Origin of the sequence: Brachybacterium sp. (assembly GCF_036379615.1) — a bacterium.
Lineage (GTDB): Bacteria > Actinomycetota > Actinomycetes > Actinomycetales > Dermabacteraceae > Brachybacterium.
The window spans coordinates 1-21,096 of sequence record NZ_DASVGJ010000050.1 but is presented as its reverse complement, the minus strand read 5'-3'; the positions used below and the strand labels follow the sequence as shown (position 1 = coordinate 21,096).

General features: G+C 71.1%; 20 protein-coding genes. 13 read left to right on the top strand and 7 right to left on the bottom strand.

Annotated features, from left to right (window positions below):
• Window positions 1-15: 15 nt before the first annotated feature.
• The 3 genes from VF289_RS09605 to VF289_RS09595 are packed head-to-tail and all read right to left on the bottom strand — an operon-like array spanning window position 16 to window position 3,076.
• Window positions 16-981 carry a DUF4097 family beta strand repeat-containing protein gene (locus tag VF289_RS09605; protein WP_330883473.1) on the bottom strand — a complete coding sequence of 322 codons (966 nt, stop codon included), beginning with the start codon at window positions 979-981 and terminating at the stop codon, window positions 16-18.
• Entirely contained in the window at window positions 978-1,634 is a 657-nt protein-coding gene (locus VF289_RS09600; protein ID WP_330883471.1) for a response regulator transcription factor, read from the bottom strand. Before VF289_RS09600 ends, VF289_RS09605 begins: the two co-directional genes overlap by 4 nt.
• Window positions 1,631-3,076 carry a sensor histidine kinase gene (locus VF289_RS09595; RefSeq protein ID WP_330883469.1) on the bottom strand — a complete coding sequence of 482 codons (1,446 nt, stop codon included), beginning with the start codon at window positions 3,074-3,076 and terminating at the stop codon, window positions 1,631-1,633. The genes VF289_RS09600 and VF289_RS09595 overlap by 4 nt, the downstream gene beginning before the upstream one ends.
• A 148-nt stretch (window positions 3,077-3,224) precedes the next feature.
• Between VF289_RS09595 and VF289_RS09590 the strand changes: the two genes are divergently transcribed.
• From VF289_RS09590 to rlmB, 4 genes are all read left to right on the top strand, one after another.
• On the top strand, window positions 3,225-4,412 hold the full coding sequence (locus tag VF289_RS09590; protein WP_330883467.1) for a LacI family DNA-binding transcriptional regulator: 1,188 nt from the start codon (window positions 3,225-3,227) through the stop codon (window positions 4,410-4,412).
• A 60-nt stretch (window positions 4,413-4,472) separates the two neighbouring features.
• Complete coding sequence (locus tag VF289_RS09585; protein ID WP_330883465.1) at window positions 4,473-4,955, top strand: phage holin family protein; 483 nt, start codon at window positions 4,473-4,475, stop codon at window positions 4,953-4,955.
• Between the two features lie 70 nt (window positions 4,956-5,025).
• On the top strand, window positions 5,026-6,465 hold the full coding sequence (cysS, locus tag VF289_RS09580) for a cysteine--tRNA ligase (protein WP_330883463.1): 1,440 nt from the start codon (window positions 5,026-5,028) through the stop codon (window positions 6,463-6,465).
• A 19-nt stretch (window positions 6,466-6,484) separates the two neighbouring features.
• Window positions 6,485-7,459 (top strand): 23S rRNA (guanosine(2251)-2'-O)-methyltransferase RlmB, encoded by a 975-nt coding sequence (gene rlmB, locus VF289_RS09575; protein WP_330883462.1) that lies wholly within the window; start codon window positions 6,485-6,487, stop codon window positions 7,457-7,459.
• Window positions 7,460-7,570: 111 nt separating this feature from the next.
• On the opposite strand, the gene VF289_RS09570 is transcribed toward rlmB, so the two are convergent.
• The 3 genes from VF289_RS09570 to VF289_RS09560 all read right to left on the bottom strand — a co-directional run bounded on the left by VF289_RS09570 (window position 7,571) and on the right by VF289_RS09560 (window position 10,792).
• A complete protein-coding gene (locus VF289_RS09570; RefSeq protein ID WP_330883460.1) occupies window positions 7,571-8,299 on the bottom strand; it encodes a hypothetical protein in 729 nt (242 codons plus the stop codon).
• A gap of 16 nt (window positions 8,300-8,315) precedes the next feature.
• Window positions 8,316-9,557, bottom strand: coding sequence for a DUF4032 domain-containing protein (locus VF289_RS09565; RefSeq protein WP_330883458.1), 1,242 nt, complete (start codon window positions 9,555-9,557; stop codon window positions 8,316-8,318).
• A 149-nt stretch (window positions 9,558-9,706) separates the two neighbouring features.
• Window positions 9,707-10,792, bottom strand: a complete 1,086-nt coding sequence (locus tag VF289_RS09560; protein ID WP_330883456.1) for a sn-glycerol-3-phosphate ABC transporter ATP-binding protein UgpC — start codon at window positions 10,790-10,792, stop codon at window positions 9,707-9,709.
• Window positions 10,793-11,037: 245 nt separating this feature from the next.
• On the opposite strand from VF289_RS09560, the gene VF289_RS09555 reads away from it, so the two are divergent.
• Together VF289_RS09555 and VF289_RS09550 are read left to right on the top strand one after the other, a co-directional pair.
• On the top strand, window positions 11,038-11,724 hold the full coding sequence (locus VF289_RS09555; protein WP_330883454.1) for a peptide deformylase: 687 nt from the start codon (window positions 11,038-11,040) through the stop codon (window positions 11,722-11,724).
• Between the two features lie 79 nt (window positions 11,725-11,803).
• Window positions 11,804-12,550, top strand: coding sequence for a hypothetical protein (locus VF289_RS09550; protein WP_330883452.1), 747 nt, complete (start codon window positions 11,804-11,806; stop codon window positions 12,548-12,550).
• A gap of 181 nt (window positions 12,551-12,731) precedes the next feature.
• Here the strand turns inward: VF289_RS09550 and VF289_RS09545 are convergent, their stop codons facing one another.
• Window positions 12,732-13,244, bottom strand: a complete 513-nt coding sequence (locus VF289_RS09545) for an inorganic diphosphatase (protein WP_330883450.1) — start codon at window positions 13,242-13,244, stop codon at window positions 12,732-12,734.
• 68 nt (window positions 13,245-13,312) lie between these two features.
• Here VF289_RS09545 and VF289_RS09540 point away from each other — a divergent pair, with 68 nt between their 5' ends.
• The 7 genes from VF289_RS09540 to folK are packed head-to-tail and all read left to right on the top strand — an operon-like array spanning window position 13,313 to window position 20,950.
• Entirely contained in the window at window positions 13,313-14,722 is a 1,410-nt protein-coding gene (locus VF289_RS09540) for a D-alanyl-D-alanine carboxypeptidase/D-alanyl-D-alanine-endopeptidase (protein ID WP_330883448.1), read from the top strand.
• Window positions 14,722-15,816, top strand: a complete 1,095-nt coding sequence (gene tilS / locus VF289_RS09535; RefSeq protein WP_330883446.1) for a tRNA lysidine(34) synthetase TilS — start codon at window positions 14,722-14,724, stop codon at window positions 15,814-15,816. Before VF289_RS09540 ends, tilS begins: the two co-directional genes overlap by 1 nt.
• Window positions 15,817-15,860: 44 nt before the next feature.
• Window positions 15,861-16,415: a hypoxanthine phosphoribosyltransferase gene (hpt, locus tag VF289_RS09530; protein ID WP_330883444.1), complete on the top strand. Its 555-nt coding sequence runs from the start codon at window positions 15,861-15,863 to the stop codon at window positions 16,413-16,415.
• 4 nt (window positions 16,416-16,419) lie between these two features.
• Window positions 16,420-18,564, top strand: a complete 2,145-nt coding sequence (ftsH, locus tag VF289_RS09525; protein WP_330883442.1) for an ATP-dependent zinc metalloprotease FtsH — start codon at window positions 16,420-16,422, stop codon at window positions 18,562-18,564.
• A gap of 1 nt (window position 18,565) precedes the next feature.
• Window positions 18,566-19,132, top strand: a complete 567-nt coding sequence (folE, locus tag VF289_RS09520) for a GTP cyclohydrolase I FolE (RefSeq protein ID WP_330883440.1) — start codon at window positions 18,566-18,568, stop codon at window positions 19,130-19,132.
• A 4-nt stretch (window positions 19,133-19,136) separates the two neighbouring features.
• Window positions 19,137-19,994, top strand: a complete 858-nt coding sequence (folP, locus tag VF289_RS09515) for a dihydropteroate synthase (protein ID WP_330883438.1) — start codon at window positions 19,137-19,139, stop codon at window positions 19,992-19,994.
• Entirely contained in the window at window positions 19,991-20,950 is a 960-nt protein-coding gene (folK, locus tag VF289_RS09510; RefSeq protein WP_330883436.1) for a 2-amino-4-hydroxy-6-hydroxymethyldihydropteridine diphosphokinase, read from the top strand. The genes folP and folK overlap by 4 nt, the downstream gene beginning before the upstream one ends.
• The last annotated feature ends 146 nt before the right edge of the window (window positions 20,951-21,096 follow it).

The following is a 21,096-nucleotide window of genomic DNA, read 5'->3' as shown; positions in this document are numbered from 1 at the left end:
GTGCACCGCCCCGGGTCAGCGCGTGATCTCGATGTCCCCGAGCTCCGAGGTCACCGTGAGGGCGCCGACGGGTGAGCCGGAGCCGGTGGAGAGCCCGGGGTCCGTGCTCACGTCGCCGAGGTTCGAGGTGGCGTCCACCGTCCAGCGCGCGGTGCCCGGGGCGGCCACCCGGACGTTCCCGAAGTCGGTGCTGATCTCCACCTGTCCGCCCGCCTCGGTGGGCAGCGTCAGATCGACCTCTCCGACCGAGGTGGTGATGTCGACGGATTCGGGGGCGGGAGCGCCGAGCTCGATGTCGACGTCGCCGACGTCCGTGGTCGCGCTCAGACCTCCGGGGGCGGTGAGCGACTCCATCCGGAGGTCGCCCACCGTGCTGTGCGCCTCGATCGCGGCGTAGTCCCCGTCGATCAGCAGGTCGCCGACCTCCGCACTGACCGTGAGATCGAGCTCCAGGCCGGTCGGGACCAACAGCAGCACGTCCAGTGTCTGCCCTGTCCAGGGAGGACCGAAGGAGCGCTCGGGCTGGCGCACCTCGACCGTCGTGCCGTGCGCGGTGGAGCCCTCGGTGACGCGGGCCTGCGCGGTGGCGCTGTCGTCCGGGAGCGCGGTGCTCCCCGGGGCGACCAGTGCCAGGGTGAGCTCCTCGACGTCGCCCGAGGGGAGCACTCGCACGGTCCCTACCGAGCTCGTCAGATCCAGGGAGGTCGGGCTGCCGAGAGCGGTCACCGCGGGAACATCGGAGTATCCGCGTCCGGAGAGCCAGGTCGCGGTCGAGGCCGCGGCCAGGGCGAGGACCACCAGGCCCACGAGCACGGTGCCGATGAGCGTGGTGAGCAGACGCCACGGACGATCTCGTCCGGGAGAGGGCTCCAGGCGCCTCGCAGGGAGGAGGAGCGGCTCTGCGGAGGGAGGGCGCTGCGGTGCCCCCGGAGGCGGGATGGGAGGCAGGGAGGCGCTGGCCCGGGGGTCGGTGAGGGTCATCCTCTCTCCTCGGATTCCAGGTAACGCAGCACGGCCATCACGCGCCGGTTCTCGCCGTCGACCGGTGGGAGGTCGAGCTTGGTGAGCACCGAGGAGATGTGCTTCTCCACGCTCCCGGCGGAGACGAACAGGGTGTCGGCGATCGCCTGGTTCGAACGGCCCTGCGCCATCAGGGCGAGCACCTCCCGCTCGCGCGGGGTGAGACCCTCGAGGGTCCGTCGCCGACGGGAGCGGACGAAGATCTGCTGGACCACCTCGGGGTCCAGCCAGGTGCCTCCGGAGCCGACGTCGGCCACCACCCCCAGGAAGTCCTCGACGTCGGCGACCCTGTCCTTGAGCACGTAGCCCAGGCCATGGGGGGAGTCGGCGATGAGGTCGGAGGCGTAGCGCTCCTCGACGTACTGCGAGAGCACCAGCAGTGCGACCGCGGGATCCTGCCGACGGACCAGCATCGCGGCCCGGACCCCTTCATCGGTGAAGGTGGGCGGCATCCGCACATCGATCACCGCCAGATCGGGACGGTGGTGGGAGATCGCGGACAGCAGTGCGGTGCCGTCGCCGACGGCTGCGACCACCTCGTGCCCGGCGTCGGTGAGCAGGCGTTCGAGACCGGCGCGCAGCAGCACGGCGTCGTCGGCGATCACGATCCTCATCGGGGGACCTCCTGGGTGGTGGTTCTGGGAGCGGGGGAGTCGGACCTGGTGGCGCCGGACGTGGTGGGGGCGCCGGGGGCGGCGGTGCGGGGCGCGATGCCCCGCGGGGCGGGTCGGGCGGCGAGGGGGCCGCCCAGCGGGATCGAGGCCCGCAGCGCTGTGCCTCTGCCGCGCCCTCCGCCGGGGTCTTCGAGGGGGCCTTCGCGGGTGCCTTCGCCGGGAGCGTCGCCGACCTCGAGGGTGCCGCCGGTGGCACGGACCCGGTCGGTGAGCCCCGCGAGGCCCGTGGAGCGCCCGTCGCGACGCATCTGCGCGCCCCCGCGTCCGTCGTCCTCGACGAGCACCTGCAGCTCCTCGCTGCTGCGGGTGACGGTGACCTGTGCCCTCGTGGCCTCGGCATGCTTGGCGACATTGGTGAGGGCCTCTGCCACCACGAAGTAGGCCACGGCCTCCCGCTCCCGGTCGAGCTCCGGTCCGCCGCCGGTGCTCAGGTCGACCTCCAGCTCGACAGGGATCCGGGAGCGGGCGGCGAGGGCCGAGAGCGCCGCGTCCAGCCCACGATCGGTGAGCACAGCGGGATGGATCCCCCGGGCGAGCTGACGCAGGTCGGTCATCACCGCCTTCGCCTCCGCATGCGCCTCGCCGACCAGGCGCTCGGCGCGCTCGGGATCCGCACGGATCGCGCTGCGTGCGATGCCGAGCGTCATCGCCAGATTCACCAGGCGCGGCTGCACCCCGTCGTGGAGATCGCGCTCGATGCGCAGTCGCTCCTGGGACGCGGCGTCCACGGCACCCTGGCGGCGCTCGGCGAGCTCGGCGACCTGCTCCCGCAGCTCCTCCTCGGAGCCGGAGATCAGCCCGCGCGCGAGGCCGCGGTCCGCGAGCGCCCCCAGGGCGAGCATCACCGCTGCCAGCAGCAGGCACACCATGGCCGTCACACCGAGCAGCCAGCGGGACAGGTCCAGTGAGCCGAGCTCCACGGCGCCGTGCGCGAGCGCCACCTCTGCCGCGGTCCAGCCGCCCCACAGCAGCAGCACGAAGGCGAGGAAGAACAGGCCCGTGACCAGGATCGCGAGGTGATGGTGGAGCACTCCGCGCCAGTACGCACCGGTCCCCAGCTCGAACCAGCGGTTCTGCAGCCAGCCGCCCACGCCCGTGCGCCGCGACCGGCGCTGGGCGGGCAGGATCACCAGCAGGCCATGGATCGCGACGGCACGACGCCGCTCGATGCGCACCACCAGCTGCATCACCAGCAGCCAGGGCATCAGCAGCAGCAGGCCGCTGCCGAGGGCGGGCAGGGCGCTGAGCCCGGTCACGAGCACGGCCAGGCTGATCCAGAACCAGGTGCCGAACAGCAGCCCTCCCACGGCGACGGACGCGAGCGAGGAGGGCGTCAGTCGGGGGCGCGGTGGCGGCTCGCGCCGCACAGGGGTGTCGTCCATACCTTGACCCTAGGCGGCCGGGCGCGTCCGTCACACCGGGTCCGCCCTCCGTCGCTGTGGGGGAAAACCCCCGGAGGGAGTCGCCCCCGGGGATGCGCGTCGGCTCGCAATGTCCCGAGGGGGCACCGGGATGCGGTTCAATGGGTCCATGAGCAGTGACGCCACTTCTTCCGACGAGACCATCGATCCTGCCTCCGATGCGGGGACCCCGCCGGTCGCCGAGGGCACGAGCGGCCAGGTGGTCGAGAACGTCGACCACAAAGCCGCCGAGATGGACGCCGAGGGCCAGGACCGCGGCACCCTGCACGACGTCGCCAACTCCCTGGGCATCTCGAGCGCGGTCGCTCTGCGCGCCCTGCGCGGCTCCGACGAGATCAAGCCGCAGCTGGCCCGCCGGGTGCGCGAGACGGCCGAGCGGCTCCATTTCCCCCTGGAGGAGCTGAGCGGGGAGACGGAGCACCGCGGTGTCGTCGCCGTGCTCGTGAACACCATGCGCAACACCTGGATCTCGGATCTGGTGCGCGCCATCCGCATCGAGCTGGCCGCCACCGGCCGGACCGCCGTCGTGGTCCCGACCCGGCGCCGCATCCCCGAGTACCCGGTGGCCGCGGACACCGATGCGATCGAAGACCTCGTGCGTCTCGGGGTCGACGGCTTCCTGATGGTCTCCGATCTCGTGGACATGGACCATGTGCTCGAGGCCAGCGGTCAGCGCCCCTTCGTGGGCATCGGCTGCTCCAAGAGCTTCACCGGCCGCTTCGACACCGTCCGCATCGACGACGAAGTGGGTCAGGGCCTCCTGGTCGACCACCTGGTGGGTCTCGGCCATCGCGAGATCGCTCACGTCGGCGGGGTCGGTGCCGCCGTCGCCCGCGAGCGCGCCGAAGCCTTCCGTGCGGCGATGGAGCGCCACGGACTGGGCGAGGAGGCGAGGGTCGAGCCCGGAGACTTCACCGAGCAGGTCGGCCAGACCGCTGGGTCGATGCTCCTGCGCGGCAGTCAGGTGCCCACCGCTGTCACCTGCGCGAACGACGTCACCGCGGTCGGGGTCCTCTCCGCTGCCCGCGATGCCGGGTACTCGATCCCCGAAGAGCTCGCGGTGGCCGGCTACGGCAACACCTCGCTCGCCTCCTCCGGCGTCTCCCAGCTCACCAGCGTCGACCCCAACTCCGACCGCCTCGGCGCACTCGCCGCCCAGTTCCTGGTCGAGCGCGTCTCCGGCCACGAGGGCGTCACTCGCGACGTGGCCGTGGCCCCTTCCATCGTGGCGCGGCGCACCACCTCCGCTGGCCCCCGCCCCGAGACCACCCGACGCAAGCGGATCAGCATCGACTGATTCCCCGCAGCCCGGGCATCCCACCTGCGACCGCTCTCCTCCCTGCGATAGGCTCCGATCATGATCAACACCACGAACGACCCGAGCACGCCGCCCACCCAGCGGTCCATCGGCGAGCTCGTCCAGTCCATCCGCGACGAGATGCTCGGTGTCGTGCACCACGAGATCGACATCGCGAAGAAAGAGGTCACCGCCCTCGCGATCAAGGCCGGCATCATCGCGGCCTGCGCAGCGGTGCTGCTCTTCCTGCTCCTCTCCGCCTGGGTGATGCTGCTGTTCGCCGCAGCCACCGGGCTCGAGGCGCTGGGCCTGCCGTACTGGGGCGCCTTCCTCATCATCGCCGGCGCGTTCATCGTGCTCGGAGCGATCGCGGGCCTCGTCGCCTTCCTCGTCTACCGGAAGCTCAAAGCGCCCGAGACCACCATCGAGACCGCGCAGTCCGCGGTCCAGGCGATCCAGGGCAAGCGCCGCCACAACGCCGTCTCCTATGACGACACCTTCGAGGAGCTCTACGGCAAGCAGGTCAGCGCTCGCACCGAGTGAGCTCGGCGGCGGCCTGGGGCGCGAGCGCGCCGTGCGGTCGCCCGGTCCCACGGGCAGTACCCTGGGGCACGTGACTCTCCACCTGCACGACACCGCCACCCGCACCACCGCACCGCTGACCCCGGTGCGCGAGGGGGCGGTGTCGCTGTACGTGTGCGGCCCGACCACACAGGGCGCCCCGCATCTCGGCCATCTGCGCACCTTCGTCGCCTTCGACGTGCTGGTGCGCTGGCTCGAACGGAGCGGGTTCGAGGTGACCCACGTCCGCAACGTCACGGACATCGAGGACAAGATCCTCGCGAAGTCGGCCGACGCCGGCACCGAATGGTGGGCCTGGTCCCTGCGCTTCGAGCGGGAGTTCCAGGACACCCTGGACGCCATCGGCAACCGCCGCCCCACCTACGAGCCGCGCGCCACCGGGCACGTGCCCGAGATGGTCGAGCTGATGCAGCTGCTGATCGAGCGCGGCCACGCCTACGCCGACGGCGAGGGCTCCGTCTACTTCGACGTCGCCTCCCACCCCACCTACGGCGCGCTGACGCGGCAGTCCCCCGAGGACATGCAGGATGCGGGCGAGGAGATGGAGCCCGGCAAACGGGACCGCCGCGACTTCGCGCTGTGGAAGGCCGCCAAGACCACGGAGCCGGACACGGCCTCCTGGGACACCCCCTTCGGCCGGGGCCGACCCGGCTGGCACCTGGAGTGCTCCGCCATGAGCCGGAAGTACCTGGGCGAGACCTTCGACATCCATGCCGGCGGCCTCGACCTCCGCTTCCCGCACCACGAGAACGAACAGGCGCAGTCCCACGCCGCCGGCTTCGGCTTCGCGCAGCGCTGGATGCACTCCGGCGTGCTCACGGTCGACGGGCTGAAGATGGGCAAGAGCCTGGACAACTTCGTCACCGCCGCCCAGGCGCTGGCCGAGCACCCCACGCCCGCTGTGCGACTCGCGCTCATCAGCGGCCACTACCGCGCCACCGTCGAGTACAACGCCCGGGCGATGGCGGAGGCGGAGACGGTGTGGGAGCGCTTCAGCGCCACCGCCCGCCGTGCCGCGGAGCAGCTCGGCGAGCATCCCCTGGCCGCGCCCGGCGCCGAGCTGGCCGCCGTGGAGCTGCCCGCTGAGTTCATCACGGCGATGGAGGACGACCTCGCGGTGCCGGAGGCGCTGGCCGTGATCCACCGCGAGCAGTCCGCACTGAACTCCCTGCTCGCTACCGGGGGCGCGCAGGCCGAGCGCGCGGCGCGCCTGGGACGGCTGCGAGCCATGCTGGACGTGCTGGGCCTGGACCCTCTGTCCACGCAGTGGGGGAGCGGCGACGCCTCCCTCGGCGCCGAGCATGCCGCGCTGGACTCGCTGATCACCACCCAGCTCGCCGCCCGCGAGGCGGCGCGCGCCGAGAAGGACTGGACTCGCGCAGACGCGCTGCGCGATGCCCTGATCGCTGCGGGGATCCGCATCGAGGACGGGCCCGATGGGGCCCGCTGGTCCCTCGACACCACGAACTGAAGGACTGAGGAGCACTCTGATGGCAGGTAACAGCTCGCGCCGCGGCGCGGTGCGCAAGGGCAAGAAGGGCGCATCCGTCGGTTCCGGCGGTGTGCGCCGACGAGCGCTCGAGGGCAAGGGCCCGACGCCCAAGGCCGAGGACCGGCCCGCCCACAAGGCGTACAAGGGTTCCGGCAGCGGCTCCGGAAGCGGCGGCGCTCGACGTGGCGGCGCCGGGGGCAAGGGCATGCGGAAGCACCCCGGGAGCGATCAGGTCGCCGGCCGCAACGCGGTGCTCGAGGCGCTGCGCGAGGACGTGCCCGCCACCCAGCTGACCGTCATGGTCCGGCTGGACAGCGACGAGCGGGTGGGCGAGATCATGCGTCTGGCCACGGCTCGCGGACTGCCCATCGCCGAGGCACCCCGCACCGACCTGGACCGGATGACCGACCACGCGGTCCATCAGGGCGTCGCCCTGACCATCCCGCCGTACGAGTACGCCGAGATCGAGGAGCTGCTCGATATCGCCGCAGACCGCTTCGAGCCGCCGCTGCTGGTGGCGCTCGACGGGATCACCGATCCCCGCAACCTCGGTGCGATCCTGCGCTCGGCCGACGCCTTCGGCGCGCACGGCGTGATCCTCCCCGAGCGCCGCAGCGTCTCGATGACCGCGAGCGTGTGGAAGGTGGCGGCCGGTGCGGCCGGTCGCGTGCGCGTCGCCCAGGTCACCAACCTCAACCGTGCCCTGACCTCCCTCAAGGAGAAGGGCGTGTTCGTGCTCGGCCTGGACGCCGAGGGGGATGTCACCACGCGCGGGCTCGAGCTGGGCACGCAGCCGGCCGCGCTCGTCGTCGGGGCGGAGGGCAAGGGCCTGTCCCGTCTCGCCCGGGAGATCAGCGACCAGGTGGTGTCGATCCCGATGGCCGGACGCTCGGAGTCCCTGAACGCCTCGGTCGCCGCCGCGATCGCCCTCTACGAGATCTCCGGCGTGCGGGAGCGCAAGGGGCTGGCCTGAGCCGTGTCCCGACCGGGCCCGCCATCGCTCGAACGGGGCGCGTGACGGTCCGGCCCGCGTGAGCCGGCGGGAGAGACCCTGGCCGGAGGGCCCGCGGTCTCTCGCGCCGGTTCAGGCCGGATCCGGCTCCGGTGCCTGGCCGGTCGGTGGCGTCTGCCCCGGCACGTCGACGGCGCGACCGCGCAGGGCGCGCACGGGCATCGTCACGTGCGGCAGGGTCAGCTGGATGATCGGTCCCAGCCCGATCGCGTAGACCACGGTCCCGACCCCGAGCGGACCGCCCAGCGCCCAGCCGCTCAGCAGCACGATCACCTCCAGCACGATCCTCACCGGCCCGACGGGTCGCGACAGCACCCGCGCCAGGCCCGTCATCAGCCCGTCGCGGGGACCGGCGCTGAGCTGCGCCCCGATGTACACGGCACCGCTGACCCCGTTCAGCCCGACCCCGGCGAGCATCATCGCCACGGCGGCAGGGAGTCCGTCGGCCGCAGGCAGCACCAGCATGCCCAGGTCGATGCTCACTCCCACCCAGATCGAGTTCGCGACGGTGCCGATCCCGATGCGCTCGCGCAGCGGGAACCACAGCATCAGCACCGCGAAGCTGACGGCGATGCTGAGCGATCCCACCGTGAGGCCCAGACGGTCGGCGAGGGCCGCGTGCAGGACGTCCCAGGGAGCACCGCCGAGCCCCGATTCGAGCAGCATCGCCAGGGAGACGCCGAACCCCGTCAGCCCCGCCATCATCTGCAGCAGGCGCAGCGGGAGACGATCCACTCCCAGCTGGTCCCGCAGCGAGAGGTTGTCCAGACGTGCGGGCGCTCGTCCCCGGTCGCGTGTCATGAGGTGCGGTCCCCGCTCAGGAATCGAAGATCGGCAGCGCCGAGGTCTCTGTGGTCACCAGCGACTTCTCGTCGGGCCGGTGGATGAGGACGTTGAGGATGAAGTGGCGCACCGTCTCGTCGAGGCTGACGTCCTGGCCGGCCTTCTCGGACAGGAACCACTTGTGCTCGAGGATCTCGTGGAAGAACTCGGGCGGCTGGAGCTTGGAGCGCATCGATCGCGGAACCGCGCGCACCACCGGCTCGTACTGCCGCTGGAGCCACTCGTGGGCCACGAACTCCTCGTCCTCGAGCTGCTGCTCGGTGTCCGCCCGATACTGGTCGAGGTCGTTGAGCAGTCGGCGGGCCTGGTTCTCCTGGGCATCGATGCCGGTCAGGCGCATCAGTCGGCGGGAGTGGTGTCCGGCGTCGACGACCTTGGGCATGATCGAGAGGGTGGTGCCGTCGAGGTCGGTGGTGATCTCGAGCTCGCCCACGTCGAAGCCGAGGGAGTTGAGCCGCTCGATCCTCGCCGAGACCCGCCAGCGCTCATCGGCCGAGAACCGCTCGCGGGAGGTGAGCGCATCCCACAGCTCCTCATAGCGAGAGATCAGGTCGTCCCCGACCTCGACCGGATCGGCCTCCGGATCGAACATGTCACCGGCCTGCAGGTCCATCAGCTCGCCGATGATGTTCGTGCGGGCCAGATCGAGATCGTAGTGGCGCTGCCCAGTGGAGAGCTGCTCATGGAGCGAGCCGGTCTCGACATCGACGAGGTAGGCGGCGAAGGCTCCCGCGTCGCGGCGGAACAGCGTGTTCGAGAGCGAGACGTCGCCCCAGTAGAAGCCGTCCAGGTGCAGCCGCACCAGGAGCACCGCGAGCGCGTCGAGCAGACGGTGCGCCGTGTCCCTGCGGGAGACCTGGCTGAACACGGCCCGGTAGGGGAGGGAGAACTGCAGATGGCGGGTGATGAGCACGGCGTCCAGCGGCTCGCCCGAGGCGGAGGTGCGGCCCGAGACGACGGCGAACGGTTCGACCGCAGGGATCTCCATCCGTCCCAGCACGCGCAGCATCTCGTACTCGCGCTGCGCGAGCTCACGGGAGATCTCCTTGACGGCCAGCACCCGGCCGGAGACGCGCACGAAGCGCACGACATGGCGGGAGATGCCGCGGGGGAGAGCGGCGAGGATCTCGTCGGGCCACTGCTCCAGCGGCTTCTCCCATGGCAGGTCCAGCAGTGCCGGATCGGCGCGGGACGCGGTGATCTCCAGGGGTGCCATGACGACATTGTCTCCTGAGTCGGGTCGCTTCGCCCACTCGGGGCCAGATTTCACGTCATCTCGACGGGAAGGTCACCCCACGGCCCCGAGGAGACGGCGACGGGCGCCCGGCAGAAGCCGGACGCCCGTCGCGCGGTGCTGCAGCGTGGTCAGTCGCCGAGGCGCTGGCCCGTCTTCGTGTCGAAGAGGTGCAGGTGGTTCTGCTTGGGACGGAAGTACACGGTCTCGCCCTTCTGCGGGGGGCGACGGCCGTCGACGCGCGCGATGAACGGCTTGTCCGACTCGTCGGCGCCGGCGCGGCGGCCGTAGATGAAGGCATCAGCGCCGAGCTCCTCGACGACGTCGACCTCGATCGCGATGCCCTGATCGTCGCTGACGATCTCGAGGTCCTCGGGACGCACGCCGACGGTGACCGTGGACTGGTCGGTGTCGGAGAGCGTCGCGCGGTCCACGGGGATCACCGCGTCACCGAAACGGACGCCCTGGTCGGTGAGCTTCTCATCGACGAGGTTCATGGCGGGAGAGCCGATGAAGCCGGCGACGAAGACGTTGTTCGGGTGGTCGTACATGCGGCGAGGGGTGTCCAGCTGCTGCAGGACGCCGAAGTTCAGCACCGCGACCCGGTCGCCCATGGTCATGGCCTCGGTCTGGTCGTGCGTCACGTAGACCGTGGTGACCCCGAGGCGACGCTGCAGCGACGCGATCTGGGTACGGGTGGCGACACGGAGCTTCGCGTCGAGGTTCGACAGCGGCTCATCCATGAGGAAGACCTGCGGGGAGCGGACGATCGCGCGGCCCATGGCCACACGCTGGCGCTGACCGCCGGAGAGCGCCTTCGGCTTGCGGTCGAGGTACTCGGTGAGGTCCAGGATCTCGGCGGCGTCCTCGACGCGCTTGCGGATCTCGGCCTTGGGGTTGCCGGCGATCTTCAGGGCGAAGCCCATGTTGTCGGCGACCGTCATGTGGGGGTACAGCGCGTAGTTCTGGAACACCATGGCGATGTCGCGGTCCTTCGGCGGGACGTCGGTGACGTCACGATCGCCGATGAGGATGCGGCCGGCGTCGATCTCCTCGAGACCGGCGAGCATGCGCAGGGCGGTCGACTTGCCCGAGCCCGAGGGGCCGACCAGTACGAGGAACTCCCCGTCCCCGACCTCGATGTTCAGGTTGTCGACCGCGGGGCGCTCCTGGCCCGCGTAGACGCGCGAGGCGTTGTCGAACGTGACTGTTGCCATGATGGTTCTCCTTCACCGGCAGGTACGTGCCGGACGGTCCGTTGTGAAGTGATACGTGGCCGGGTCGAGGTCATTCTCTGACGAGGTGCACCATCGCACCGGCTCGCAGAAGTGTAGCCCACGTCTCACCGTGATGCGGCACACCCGCTCTCGGGATCTCGCGTGTCGAGACCTGCGCATCGACCGCAGGCACGGGCTGCGGCGAGGAGCGGGCGGCGCCGCGACCGCTGCGGGATACTGGCTCGGTGGACATCACTGAGCTGACCCGGAAGATCCTCGACCGACGTGCGAAGGTGGGCGACCCCCTGCGGATCGTGCAGGCCGGGCACCCCGCCCTGCGCCGCCGCGCGGTCCGTGCCACGGACAGGCTCGAGAGCGGGCTGCTGCTCGAGCTCGCCGAGGCGATGGTCGTCACCATGCGCGCCGCGCCCGGAGTGGGCCTGGCCGCGCCCCAGGTGGGCCTCCCGTTGAGCTTCTACGTGGTCGAGGACCGTTTCGCGAGCGAGCAGGGGGAGGACGAGGACGACGATCTGCTCGAGCGCCGACCGCTCCCGCTGCGGGCGCTGCTGGACCCGGTGCTCGAGCCGCTGGGGAGCGAGCGCGTCTACGCCTTCGAGGGGTGCCTGTCGGTGGACGGCTGGCAGTCGATCGTGCCGCGCTCGCGCACGGTGCGCCTGCGAGCGACCGAGCTCCTCGGGGACGGCAGCATCCAGGAGATCGACGAGGAGCACGTGGGCTGGACCGCGCGCATCCTCCAGCACGAGACCGACCATCTGGCCGGGACGCTCTGCCACGACGTATCCGTGCCGCGCTCCTTCGTCGACGCCGGGTACATGAGCCATTACGCGGACCTGGGGGAGGCCGTGCGCCGCCTCGGGCTGACGGGGGAGATCACCGAGCTCGCCCCTGGAGAGGTGAGGATCGGGGGCTAGCACCGCGCCCCGCCCAGGCCGGGCTCGGCCGGACGCGATAGCTTGACCCTGTTCACGACCCGACAGAACGGAGCAGACGGTGGCACAGACCGATCCTTCCACCCCGCCCACCGCGCCGCGGGAGCTCGCCGAGGACGGCGACTTCACGGAGCAGATCGACGAGCGCTGGATCGAGGTGATCGATGCCGCGCTGAACGTGCAGGCACCGCTGGCCCACCGTTATGTCGAGCGGCTGCGGGCCAAGCACCCCGACGCGACCGACAGGCAGCTGCTCGAGCACGTCACGAAGCGCTTCGTCACTCTGACCACCGCAGCCGGCGCCGGGATCGGCGGAGTCGCCGCGCTGCCCGGGCTCGGCACCGTCGCCGCCCTCGGACTGACCGTCGGCGAGGGAGTCTCCTTCGCGGAGGCCTGCGCCTTCCTCACGCTCGCCGCAGCGGACATCCACGGCGTGGACATGTCCGACCGCAGCACTCGTCGATTGGTGCTGATGGGCGTGCTCAGCGGGGAGCGCGGCACCGAGATCATCGCCAAGGCGATGGGCAAGCAGGGGCTGCAGTGGCACTCGGTCCTGGGCGGAGGCGGGGGCTTCCTGCCGGGCCTGATCTCCAAGCAGGTCTCCCGGTACGTTCGTCGCCGGTTCGTCGCCCGGGCGGGCCGGATGTGGGTCGCCCGCTTGCTGCCCTTCGGGATCGGTGCCGTGATCGGCGGGTTCGGCGCCCGCTCCGTCTCCAAGTCCGTCGTCGAGGCGATGCTGGAGATCTTCTCCCAGGGCATGACCCTGGAGGGCGAGCTCGGCGATCAGCCGGGAACCCTCGGCAGCTGAACGGCCCCTGGCCGGACCGCGCGCCGCACGCGGGTCCGGTCAGCGCATCGCGTCCAGCACAGGTCAGTCAGCACAGGTCAGCCAGCACAGCTCCCTCAGCACAGCAGGAAGGGTCGGCCCCGTGCGGGGTCGACCCTTCCTGCGCTGCGGTGCCGGGCCCGTCCGAGGCGGGCCCGCTCGCTCAGATCTCCTGCGTGAACTCGTTGGCGTGCTCGGTGCCGACCGCACGCTGGTAGGAACGACGGATCTCCGCCTCCGCGTCGCTGCGGCCCTCCCAGTGCGCGCCCTCGACGCTCTTGCCCGGCTCGAGGTCCTTGTAGACCTCGAAGAAGTGCTGGATCTCCAGGCGATGGAACTCGCTGACGTCGGTCAGCTCCTGACGGCGCACCTGGCGCTGGTCACCGACCGGCACCGCGATGATCTTGTCGTCGCCGCCGGCCTCGTCGCGCATCCGGAACATGCCCAGTGCACGGCAGCGGATCAGGCAGCCCGGGAAGGTCGGCTCCTCGAGCAGCACCAGGCAGTCCAGCGGGTCGTCGTCCTCGCCGAGGGTCCCCTCGATGAAGCCGTAGTCATCCGGATACCGGGTGGCGGTGAACAGCATCCGGTCCAGACGGATGCGCCCGTTGTGGTGGTCCACCTCATACTTGTTCCGATTTCCCCGAGGGATCTCGATGGTCACGTCGAATTCCACGACAGCGGCTCCATTGCTCCGGCCCCGTAGGCCACTGGTCAAGACCGTGACACCATATCGTGGGGACCATGGGGGCGAGCACACTCGAGAGAATCTGGCGCACCACCGCGATCATCATGTGCGCGGCGGTGCCGGCGAGCTTCTATCTGCTCGGCGACCTCACCGATGCCTTCCCCGGATTCCTCACCGTCCGCACCGAGGAGTCCGATCCTGCCGCTGGACCTCGCGCGATCGCGGAGGACTGGGAGCGCGTCTCCGCGCCGGACCTGATCCCGGCCAGCTCCTCGGTCGGCGCCGACGTGGATCCCGATGACCTCGAGCGACGGATGGCCGCGAAGGCCGATCTGCCCGTGGTCTCCGGCGGACTCGCCGTCAGCGTGGTCGATGCCGAGACCGGGGAGACCCTCGCCGACCATGACGGAGACACCGCACTGGTGCCCGCGTCCACCCTGAAGCTGCTCACCGCGGCGGCGGTGCTGCGCCGGATCGACGCGGACGAGGTCCTCACCACGCGGGCCGCTGTCCAGGACGGTGTGGTCACACTCATCGGCGGCGGTGACATGACTCTCACCGAGGACGAGCTGGGTGTGCTGGCGACTCGGGCGGCCGAGCTCGCCGAGGACCAGGGCACGAGAGAGGTCTCCGTCGCGCTGGACGACAGCTATCTCGTCGGGGGCGCCAACGAGGCCTGGGGCGACAACGGCCGCTCGGGCGGCTGGGTGACGCCGACCGCCTCGATCGCCCTCGACGAGGGATGGCTGGACGGCGAGCAGTACGGGCCGAAGTCCGCCACCCCCGCCCACGACGCCGCCGAGCGGTTCGCCGCGCTGCTGGCCGAGGCCGGGCTCACCGTCGAGGACGGGATCTCCGAGGACACCGCACCGCGGGGCGCGCCGACGGCGGAGATCACCTCGGAACCGCTGGAGGAGCTGGTGCGCCACACCCTGCTGATCTCCGACAACACCACGGCGGAACTGCTCGCACATCTGGTGGCCCGGGAGCGTGGCGAGGACACCACGCCCGCCGGTGCCGCCGCGGCGGTGGAGGCGGAGATCCGGGACCTCGCCGAGGAGCTCGGGGTGTCCGCACAGACCGTGGCCTCTCTCGAGATCCACGACGGCTCCGGACTGTCCCGGCAGAACCGGGTCCCACCCGCCCTGCTCTCGGCCGTGCTCGCCGAGGTCGCCTCCGGGGACGTCCCGGTGCTCGAGCAGATCCTGTTCGACGTGCCCGTGGCGGGACTCTCCGGCACCCTGGCCGATCGCTTCGACGACGAGGACACGCAGGACGCGAGCGGGCTGGTCCGGGGCAAGACCGGATACCTGGGCGGTGTCGCGACCCTCGCGGGGGTGGCTGTCCTGCCCGATGGCCGCACTGTCGGCTACTCGATCGCGGTGCACGGCTTCGACGGATCCGACGCCCCGGCCGCACGCGCCGCGGTCGATGCGGTCGCCGCCGAGATGGTGCAGGTCGACTGATGGCCGGCCCGCCCCCCGTCGTCGCCCGTGCCCGCACCGCAGTCCGTGCCGCGCTCGCCGCCCGGCTCGAGCTGCTGGCCGACGAGACGGCCGTGGGCACGCTGTCCCCTCGGCTCCTGGTCGGTCTCAGCGGGGGAGCGGACTCCCTCGCCCTGCTCGCCACCACGGTGTGGGTCGGGTCGCGGATGGGTCTGGAGACCGAGGCGGCGATCGTCGACCACGGTCTGCAGGAGGGATCTGCGCAGGTCGCGGAGCGGGCTGCGGTCCAGGCGCAGCACCTGGGGGCCGAGACCCACGTGCTGCGCGTCCGGGTGGATCGCGAGGCCGCCGGCGGGCTGGAGAACGCCGCCCGCAGCGCGCGCCACGAGGTGCTCGAGACGCTGCGCGAGGAGCGGGGTGCCCTTGCTCTGCTCATGGCGCACACGCTCGACGACCAGGCCGAGCAGGTGCTGATGGGGCTGGCCCGAGGTGGCGGGCCCCGTGCCCTGGCCGGGATCCCTCGCGCCCGCGGTGCGCTGCTGCGGCCCTTCCTGGGCAGCGGGCGGGACGAGGCCACCGCGCTGCGCCGGGGTGACACCGAGGAGATCTGCCGCCTGCACGACCTCGAGTGGTGGGAGGATCCGATGAACACCGACGAGACCCTGCTGCGCTCCCGCGTGCGCCATCGCGCCCTGCCCCTGCTGCGCGAGATCCTCGGCGAGCACCTCGACGTGAACCTCGCCCGCACCGCGGACCTGGTGCGCCCGGACGCCGATCACCTGGACGCCGAGGCGACGGCGCTGCTGGACTCCCTGCGCCGGGACGGCGGCGAGCTGCGGGAGGATCGGGACCTGCTGCTGCTCGACGTGCACGCCCTGGCGGCCGCTCCGGCCCCTCTGCGCACCCGAGTCCTGCGCGACGCCTCACGTTCCGCTGACCGCGTAGAACCCCAGGACGCCGGCTCCGGGTCCACGAAGTCCCTGCTCCGACGCCAGGTGCTGGCGATCGACGCGCTGGTGGTCTCATGGCACGGTCAGGCAGCGGTGCCCGTTCCGGGTAGGATCGAAGTCGCTCGCCGCGACGGCCTGTTGGTGTGGCGCCGCCTCGATTCGTGACCCGCGGCTCGCCCACCCCACCACGTTCCATGGAGGAGATCCGCGTGCCCCAGACGCACCCCCATCCCGATGTCGACCGCGTGCTGCTCGACGCACAGCAGATCCGTGATCGTCTCGCCGAGCTCGGTCAGCAGATCGCCGAGGACTACGCGGAGGAACCGCCCGTCCTGGTCGGCGTCCTGCGCGGTGCGGTGATGGTGATGGCCGATCTCGCCCGTCAGATCGATCTGAAGGTCGAGATGGACTGGATGGCCGTCTCCTCGTACGGCTCGGGCACCAAGTCCTCCGGCGTGGTGCGGATCCTCAAGGACCTCTCCGGGGACATCACCGGACGCAATGTGCTGATCGTCGAGGACATCATTGACTCCGGTCTCACGCTGAAGTGGCTGCTGTCCAACCTCCGCTCGCGGGGCCCCAAGAGCGTCGAGATCGCCACCCTGCTGCGCAAGCCCGAGGCGGCACGGGTCGAGATCGACGTGAAGTACGTCGGCTTCGACATTCCCAACGAGTTCGTCATCGGCTACGGCCTGGACTACGCCGAGAACTATCGCAACCTCCCCTACGTGGGCGTCCTCGCACGCTCGGTCTACGAGGACTGATCCCGTGGCAGATTCCGCCAAGACCCCGAAGGGCTCCGGCAGCAAGAAGCGTCGCCCGTTCGGCATCGCCCTGTGGATCATCGTGGCCCTGCTGCTGGGGATGGCGCTGTTCTCCCTGCTCGGGCGCGACGGCTACCAGCAGATCGACACCCAGCAGGGCCTCGAGCTGCTCGCGGGCGACACCGTCGAGCAGGCCAAGATCACCGGCGGCAACCAGCAGCGGGTCGACCTCGTCCTCACCGAGGACTTCGTCGACGGTGAGGAGAACAAGGGCACCGAGGTGCGCTTCTCCTACGTCGACGCCCGCGGCGAGGCGATCGTCCAGGCCGTCGAGGAGGCGGCCCCCGCCAAGGGGTACACCGACGAGATCGCCACCAGCTCCTGGTGGTCCACCCTGCTGCTGTCCTTCCTGCCCCTGCTGATCTTCATCGGCCTGTTCTGGTTCCTCATCATGAACGCCCAGGGCGGCGGCAAGGCCATGCAGTTCGGCAAGTCCAAGGCCAAGCTGTTCAATAAGGAGGCCCCGAAGGTCACCTTCGCGGACGTCGCCGGCGCCGAGGAGGCCGTCGAGGAGCTCGACGAGATCAAGCAGTTCCTCGTCGATCCGGGCCGTTACCAGGCCGTCGGCGCGAAGATCCCCAAGGGCGTGCTGCTGTACGGCCCGCCCGGCACCGGAAAGACCCTGCTGGCCAAGGCCGTCGCCGGTGAGGCGAACGTGCCGTTCTACTCGATCTCCGGCTCGGACTTCGTGGAGATGTTCGTGGGCGTCGGCGCGAGCCGAGTGCGCGACCTGTTCAACACGGCGAAGGAGAACGCCCCGGCGATCATCTTCATCGACGAGATCGACGCCGTCGGTCGCCATCGCGGCGCCGGCATGGGCGGCGGCCACGACGAGCGCGAGCAGACCCTGAACCAGATGCTGGTGGAGATGGACGGGTTCGACGAGAACCAGAACGTCATCCTCATCGCCGCCACCAACCGCGTGGACATCCTGGACCCGGCACTGCTGCGCCCGGGCCGCTTCGACCGCCAGATCGGTGTCGAGGCTCCCGACATGAAGGGCCGCCTGCACATCCTCGGCGTGCACGCCAAGGGCAAGCCGCTCGCGCACGACGTCGACCTCGAGCACGTCGCCAAGCGCACCATCGGCATGTCCGGTGCGGACCTCGCGAACGTGCTCAACGAGGCGGCGCTGCTGACCGCCCGTTCCGGCAACCAGATCATCGACAACCGCGCCCTGGACGAGGCCATCGACCGCGTCTCCATGGGCCCGCAGCGGTACTCGAAGGTGATGACCGAGCGGGAACGGCAGATGACCGCGTACCACGAGGGCGGCCACGCCCTGGTGGCGGCGGCCATGAACAACTCCGCCCCGGTCACCAAGGTGACGATCCTGCCGCGCGGCCGCGCCGGTGGGTACACGATGGTCGTCCCCACCCAGGACCGCAACTACCAGTCCCGCAACGAGCTGCTGGACCGCCTCGCCTATGCGATGGGCGGCTACGCCGTGGAGGAGAGCATCTTCCACGACGTCACCACCGGCCCCAGCTCCGACCTGCAGAACGCGACCAAGATCGCACGCACCATGGTGATGCAGCTGGGCATGAGCGGCACCGTCGGCCAGGTGGCGCTCGAGGGGGACCAGGAGGTGTTCGTCGGGATGCAGCAGGGGCAGGGCCCCCGCTTCAGCGCCGAGACCGCGAGCCTCATCGACCAGCAGGTCCGTGAGCTGCTGGACACCGCACTGGACGAGGCCTGGGCCGTGATCGTCGAGAACCGCCACGTGCTGGATCGACTGGTCGAGGAGCTCCTGGAGAAGGAGACCCTCACGGAGCACGAGCTCGCCGAGATCTTCCGGGACGTGAAGAAGCAGCCGCCGCGAGAGGTGTGGGTCTCCAGCGCGGAGCGGCCCGCTCTTGCCGCACCGTCGGTCGGGCGCAGCACCACCGCGACGGGGACCGAGTCCCACGACGCGGGAGAGCCGCTGCAGCCGAACCCGCCGGAGCTGCCTCATCCGGGCGGCGACGGGCCCCAGATCCCCGGCGCCCCCCAGGGCGGGGAGCAGGGGCCGGGCGGCGGCGGATTCGGCGGCGGCTACGGCTATGACACCTCGTCTGATCGCGACGGCGGCGCCGGGACGGACCGCTGAGATGGCGGTGGACACGCCCCGCGTCGAAGCGGCCGTGCGAGAGATCCTCGCCGCGATCGGCGAGGACCCGGACCGCAACGGGCTGGAGGAGACTCCTGCCCGGGTGGCCCGCATGTACGCAGAGGTCTTCGAGGGCCTGGACCAGGACGCCCGCGAACCGCTGTCGACCACCTTCGACATCGAGCACCAGGAGCTGGTGCTCGTGCGGGACATCGCCTTCTACTCGATGTGCGAGCATCATCTGCTGCCCTTTCACGGCACCGCCCATGTCGGGTACATCCCCGGGGGCGGGTCCGTCACGGGACTGAGCAAGCTCGCGCGCCTGGTGAACGTGTACGCCAAGCGGCCCCAGGTGCAGGAGCGGCTCACCTTCCAGATCGCCGACGCCCTGATGGACGAGCTCGGCGCCGACGGCGCGATCGTCGTCATCGAGGCCGAGCACATGTGCATGTCGATGCGCGGGGTGCGAGCTGCCGGTGCCCGCACCGTCACCAGCGCAGTGCGGGGCATGCTGCGGGACAGCGCCAGCACCCGCGGCGAGGCCATGGCCCTGATCAACAGGGCGTGAGCGCATGACCACCACGTCGCGGCGCCCCTGCGGTCTTCCCGAGGGCCTGGACGGGGACGACACCCTGGTGATGGGGGTCCTCAACGTCACCCCGGACTCCTTCTCCGACGGCGGCCTCCATGACGACGCACCGACGGCCATCGCGCACGGCCACCACCTGGTGGCGCAGGGGGCCGCGATCGTCGACGTGGGCGGTGAGTCGACCAGGCCCGGAGCGCCCCGCGTGGACGAGGACGAGGAGCTGCACCGGGTGCTGCCCGTCGTCGCCGCCCTGGCCGCCGAGGGCATCGTGGTCAGCGTCGACACCATGCGCGCCTCCGTCGCGGCAGCGAGCATCGAGGCCGGCGCCCTGATCGTCAACGACGTCTCCGCCGGACGCGCGGACGTCGACATGGGTCCCGAGATGGCCCGGCTGCGCACCCGCCTGGGCACCCCGCCGGTGTTCATCGCGATGCACTGGCGGGGACACAGCGATGTGATGAACGAGCTCGCGGTCTACGAGGACGCCGCCCGCGACAGCGCGGGGGAGCTCGCTCAGCGCCTCGACGCCCTGCGCGAGGCCGGAGTGGAGGACCGCTTCCTGGTCGCCGACCCCGGCCTGGGCTTCTCCAAGACCGGGGAGCAGAACTGGGAGGTGCTGGCCGATTGGGAGGCGATCGCCTCCCACGAGCTGCCGATCCTCATCGGTGCCTCCCGCAAGCGCTTCGTGAGTGCGCTCGGCGTGGACCGGGATCTGGCCACGGCCGCGATCAGCGCTTACAGCGCCGAGCACGGTGCCTGGGCGGTGCGGGTGCATGAGGTCGCCTCCTCCCTCGCCGCCGTGCGTGTGGGAGACAGGCTGCGCCGGGGCAGGCGACGATGAGCGCCGACCACGGGACCGCTGACCACGGGACCCCGCTCCCGCCCTTCGGCGCCGGTCATCCGGCGCTGACTGCCGATGCCCTCGACCGCATCGAGGTGACCGGGATCCGCGCCTGGGGCCATCACGGCGTGCTCGCGCAGGAGACGGATCTCGGCCAGCAGTTCGTCGCGGACATCACCCTGCACCTGTCCACGGCGCCCGCCGGGACGACGGATGCCCTCTCCCGCACGGTGAACTATGCCGAGGCCGCCCACGCGGTCCACGAGGAGCTCGGTGGCGGGCCGTACGCCCTGGTCGAGACCCTGGCCGAAAGGATCGCGCAGCGGATCCTCACCGACACCGGCCACCCGCTGGTGCGCCGCGTCGGAGTCCGGGTCCACAAGCCCGCAGCCCCGGTCGGTCTGCCCGTCGGCGACGTCACCGTGAGCATCGAGCGGGACGCTCCGCCCGTCGCGGCCGTGCTCGCCCTCGGCACGAACCTCGGCGATCGTGAACAGCACCTGCGGGGAGCTCTCTCGCTGCTGGACGCGACCCCGGGCATCGCGGTGGAGTGGACCGGCCCGGTGATGGAGACGGCTCCCGTGGGCGGCCCGACGGACCAGGGATCCTTCCTGAACTCTGCGATCGGTCTCCGCACGACGCTGGGTCCCTTCGCTCTGCTCGAGGCGGCCCACCGCGCCGAGCGGGACGCCCGCCGCGAGCGCCTGGTGCGCTGGGGACCCCGCACCCTGGACGTGGACGTCATCACGTACGGGAACTGGAGCAGCCAGGACGAGACCCTCACCGTGCCGCATCCGCGGGCCGGGCAGCGTGCCTTCGTGCTCGCCCCCTGGCATGCGGCGCGCCCGCAGGCCGAGCTGCCCGGCAGCGGTCCGATCGCACAGCTGCTGGCGGTCGCCGAGGACCGTGAGGGGCTGCGGGCCGGACCGCAGATCGACGGATACGGGATCTCGTGAAGCCGCTGAACGTACCGATCCTGCTGCTGATCCTCGTGGTCGGTGCGGGGTTCGGAGCGCAGATGCTCGAGATGCTCGCCACCCGTGGCCACTCCCTCCCGATCGCGGGCTGGCTCACCACAGTGGTGCTGCTGGTGCTGAGCGGG

Coding starts and splice junctions, on each gene's coding strand:
- VF289_RS09605 (WP_330883473.1), bottom strand. CDS start 981: ATGACCCTCACCGACCCCCGGGCCAGCGCCTCCCTGCCTCCCATCCCG.
- VF289_RS09600 (WP_330883471.1), bottom strand. CDS start 1,634: ATGAGGATCGTGATCGCCGACGACGCCGTGCTGCTGCGCGCCGGTCTC.
- VF289_RS09595 (WP_330883469.1), bottom strand. CDS start 3,076: ATGGACGACACCCCTGTGCGGCGCGAGCCGCCACCGCGCCCCCGACTG.
- VF289_RS09590 (WP_330883467.1), top strand. CDS start 3,225: ATGAGCAGTGACGCCACTTCTTCCGACGAGACCATCGATCCTGCCTCC.
- VF289_RS09585 (WP_330883465.1), top strand. CDS start 4,473: ATGATCAACACCACGAACGACCCGAGCACGCCGCCCACCCAGCGGTCC.
- rlmB (WP_330883462.1), top strand. CDS start 6,485: ATGGCAGGTAACAGCTCGCGCCGCGGCGCGGTGCGCAAGGGCAAGAAG.
- VF289_RS09570 (WP_330883460.1), bottom strand. CDS start 8,299: ATGACACGCGACCGGGGACGAGCGCCCGCACGTCTGGACAACCTCTCG.
- VF289_RS09565 (WP_330883458.1), bottom strand. CDS start 9,557: ATGGCACCCCTGGAGATCACCGCGTCCCGCGCCGATCCGGCACTGCTG.
- VF289_RS09560 (WP_330883456.1), bottom strand. CDS start 10,792: ATGGCAACAGTCACGTTCGACAACGCCTCGCGCGTCTACGCGGGCCAG.
- VF289_RS09540 (WP_330883448.1), top strand. CDS start 13,313: ATGGGGGCGAGCACACTCGAGAGAATCTGGCGCACCACCGCGATCATC.
- tilS (WP_330883446.1), top strand. CDS start 14,722: ATGGCCGGCCCGCCCCCCGTCGTCGCCCGTGCCCGCACCGCAGTCCGT.
- folE (WP_330883440.1), top strand. CDS start 18,566: ATGGCGGTGGACACGCCCCGCGTCGAAGCGGCCGTGCGAGAGATCCTC.
- folP (WP_330883438.1), top strand. CDS start 19,137: ATGACCACCACGTCGCGGCGCCCCTGCGGTCTTCCCGAGGGCCTGGAC.
- folK (WP_330883436.1), top strand. CDS start 19,991: ATGAGCGCCGACCACGGGACCGCTGACCACGGGACCCCGCTCCCGCCC.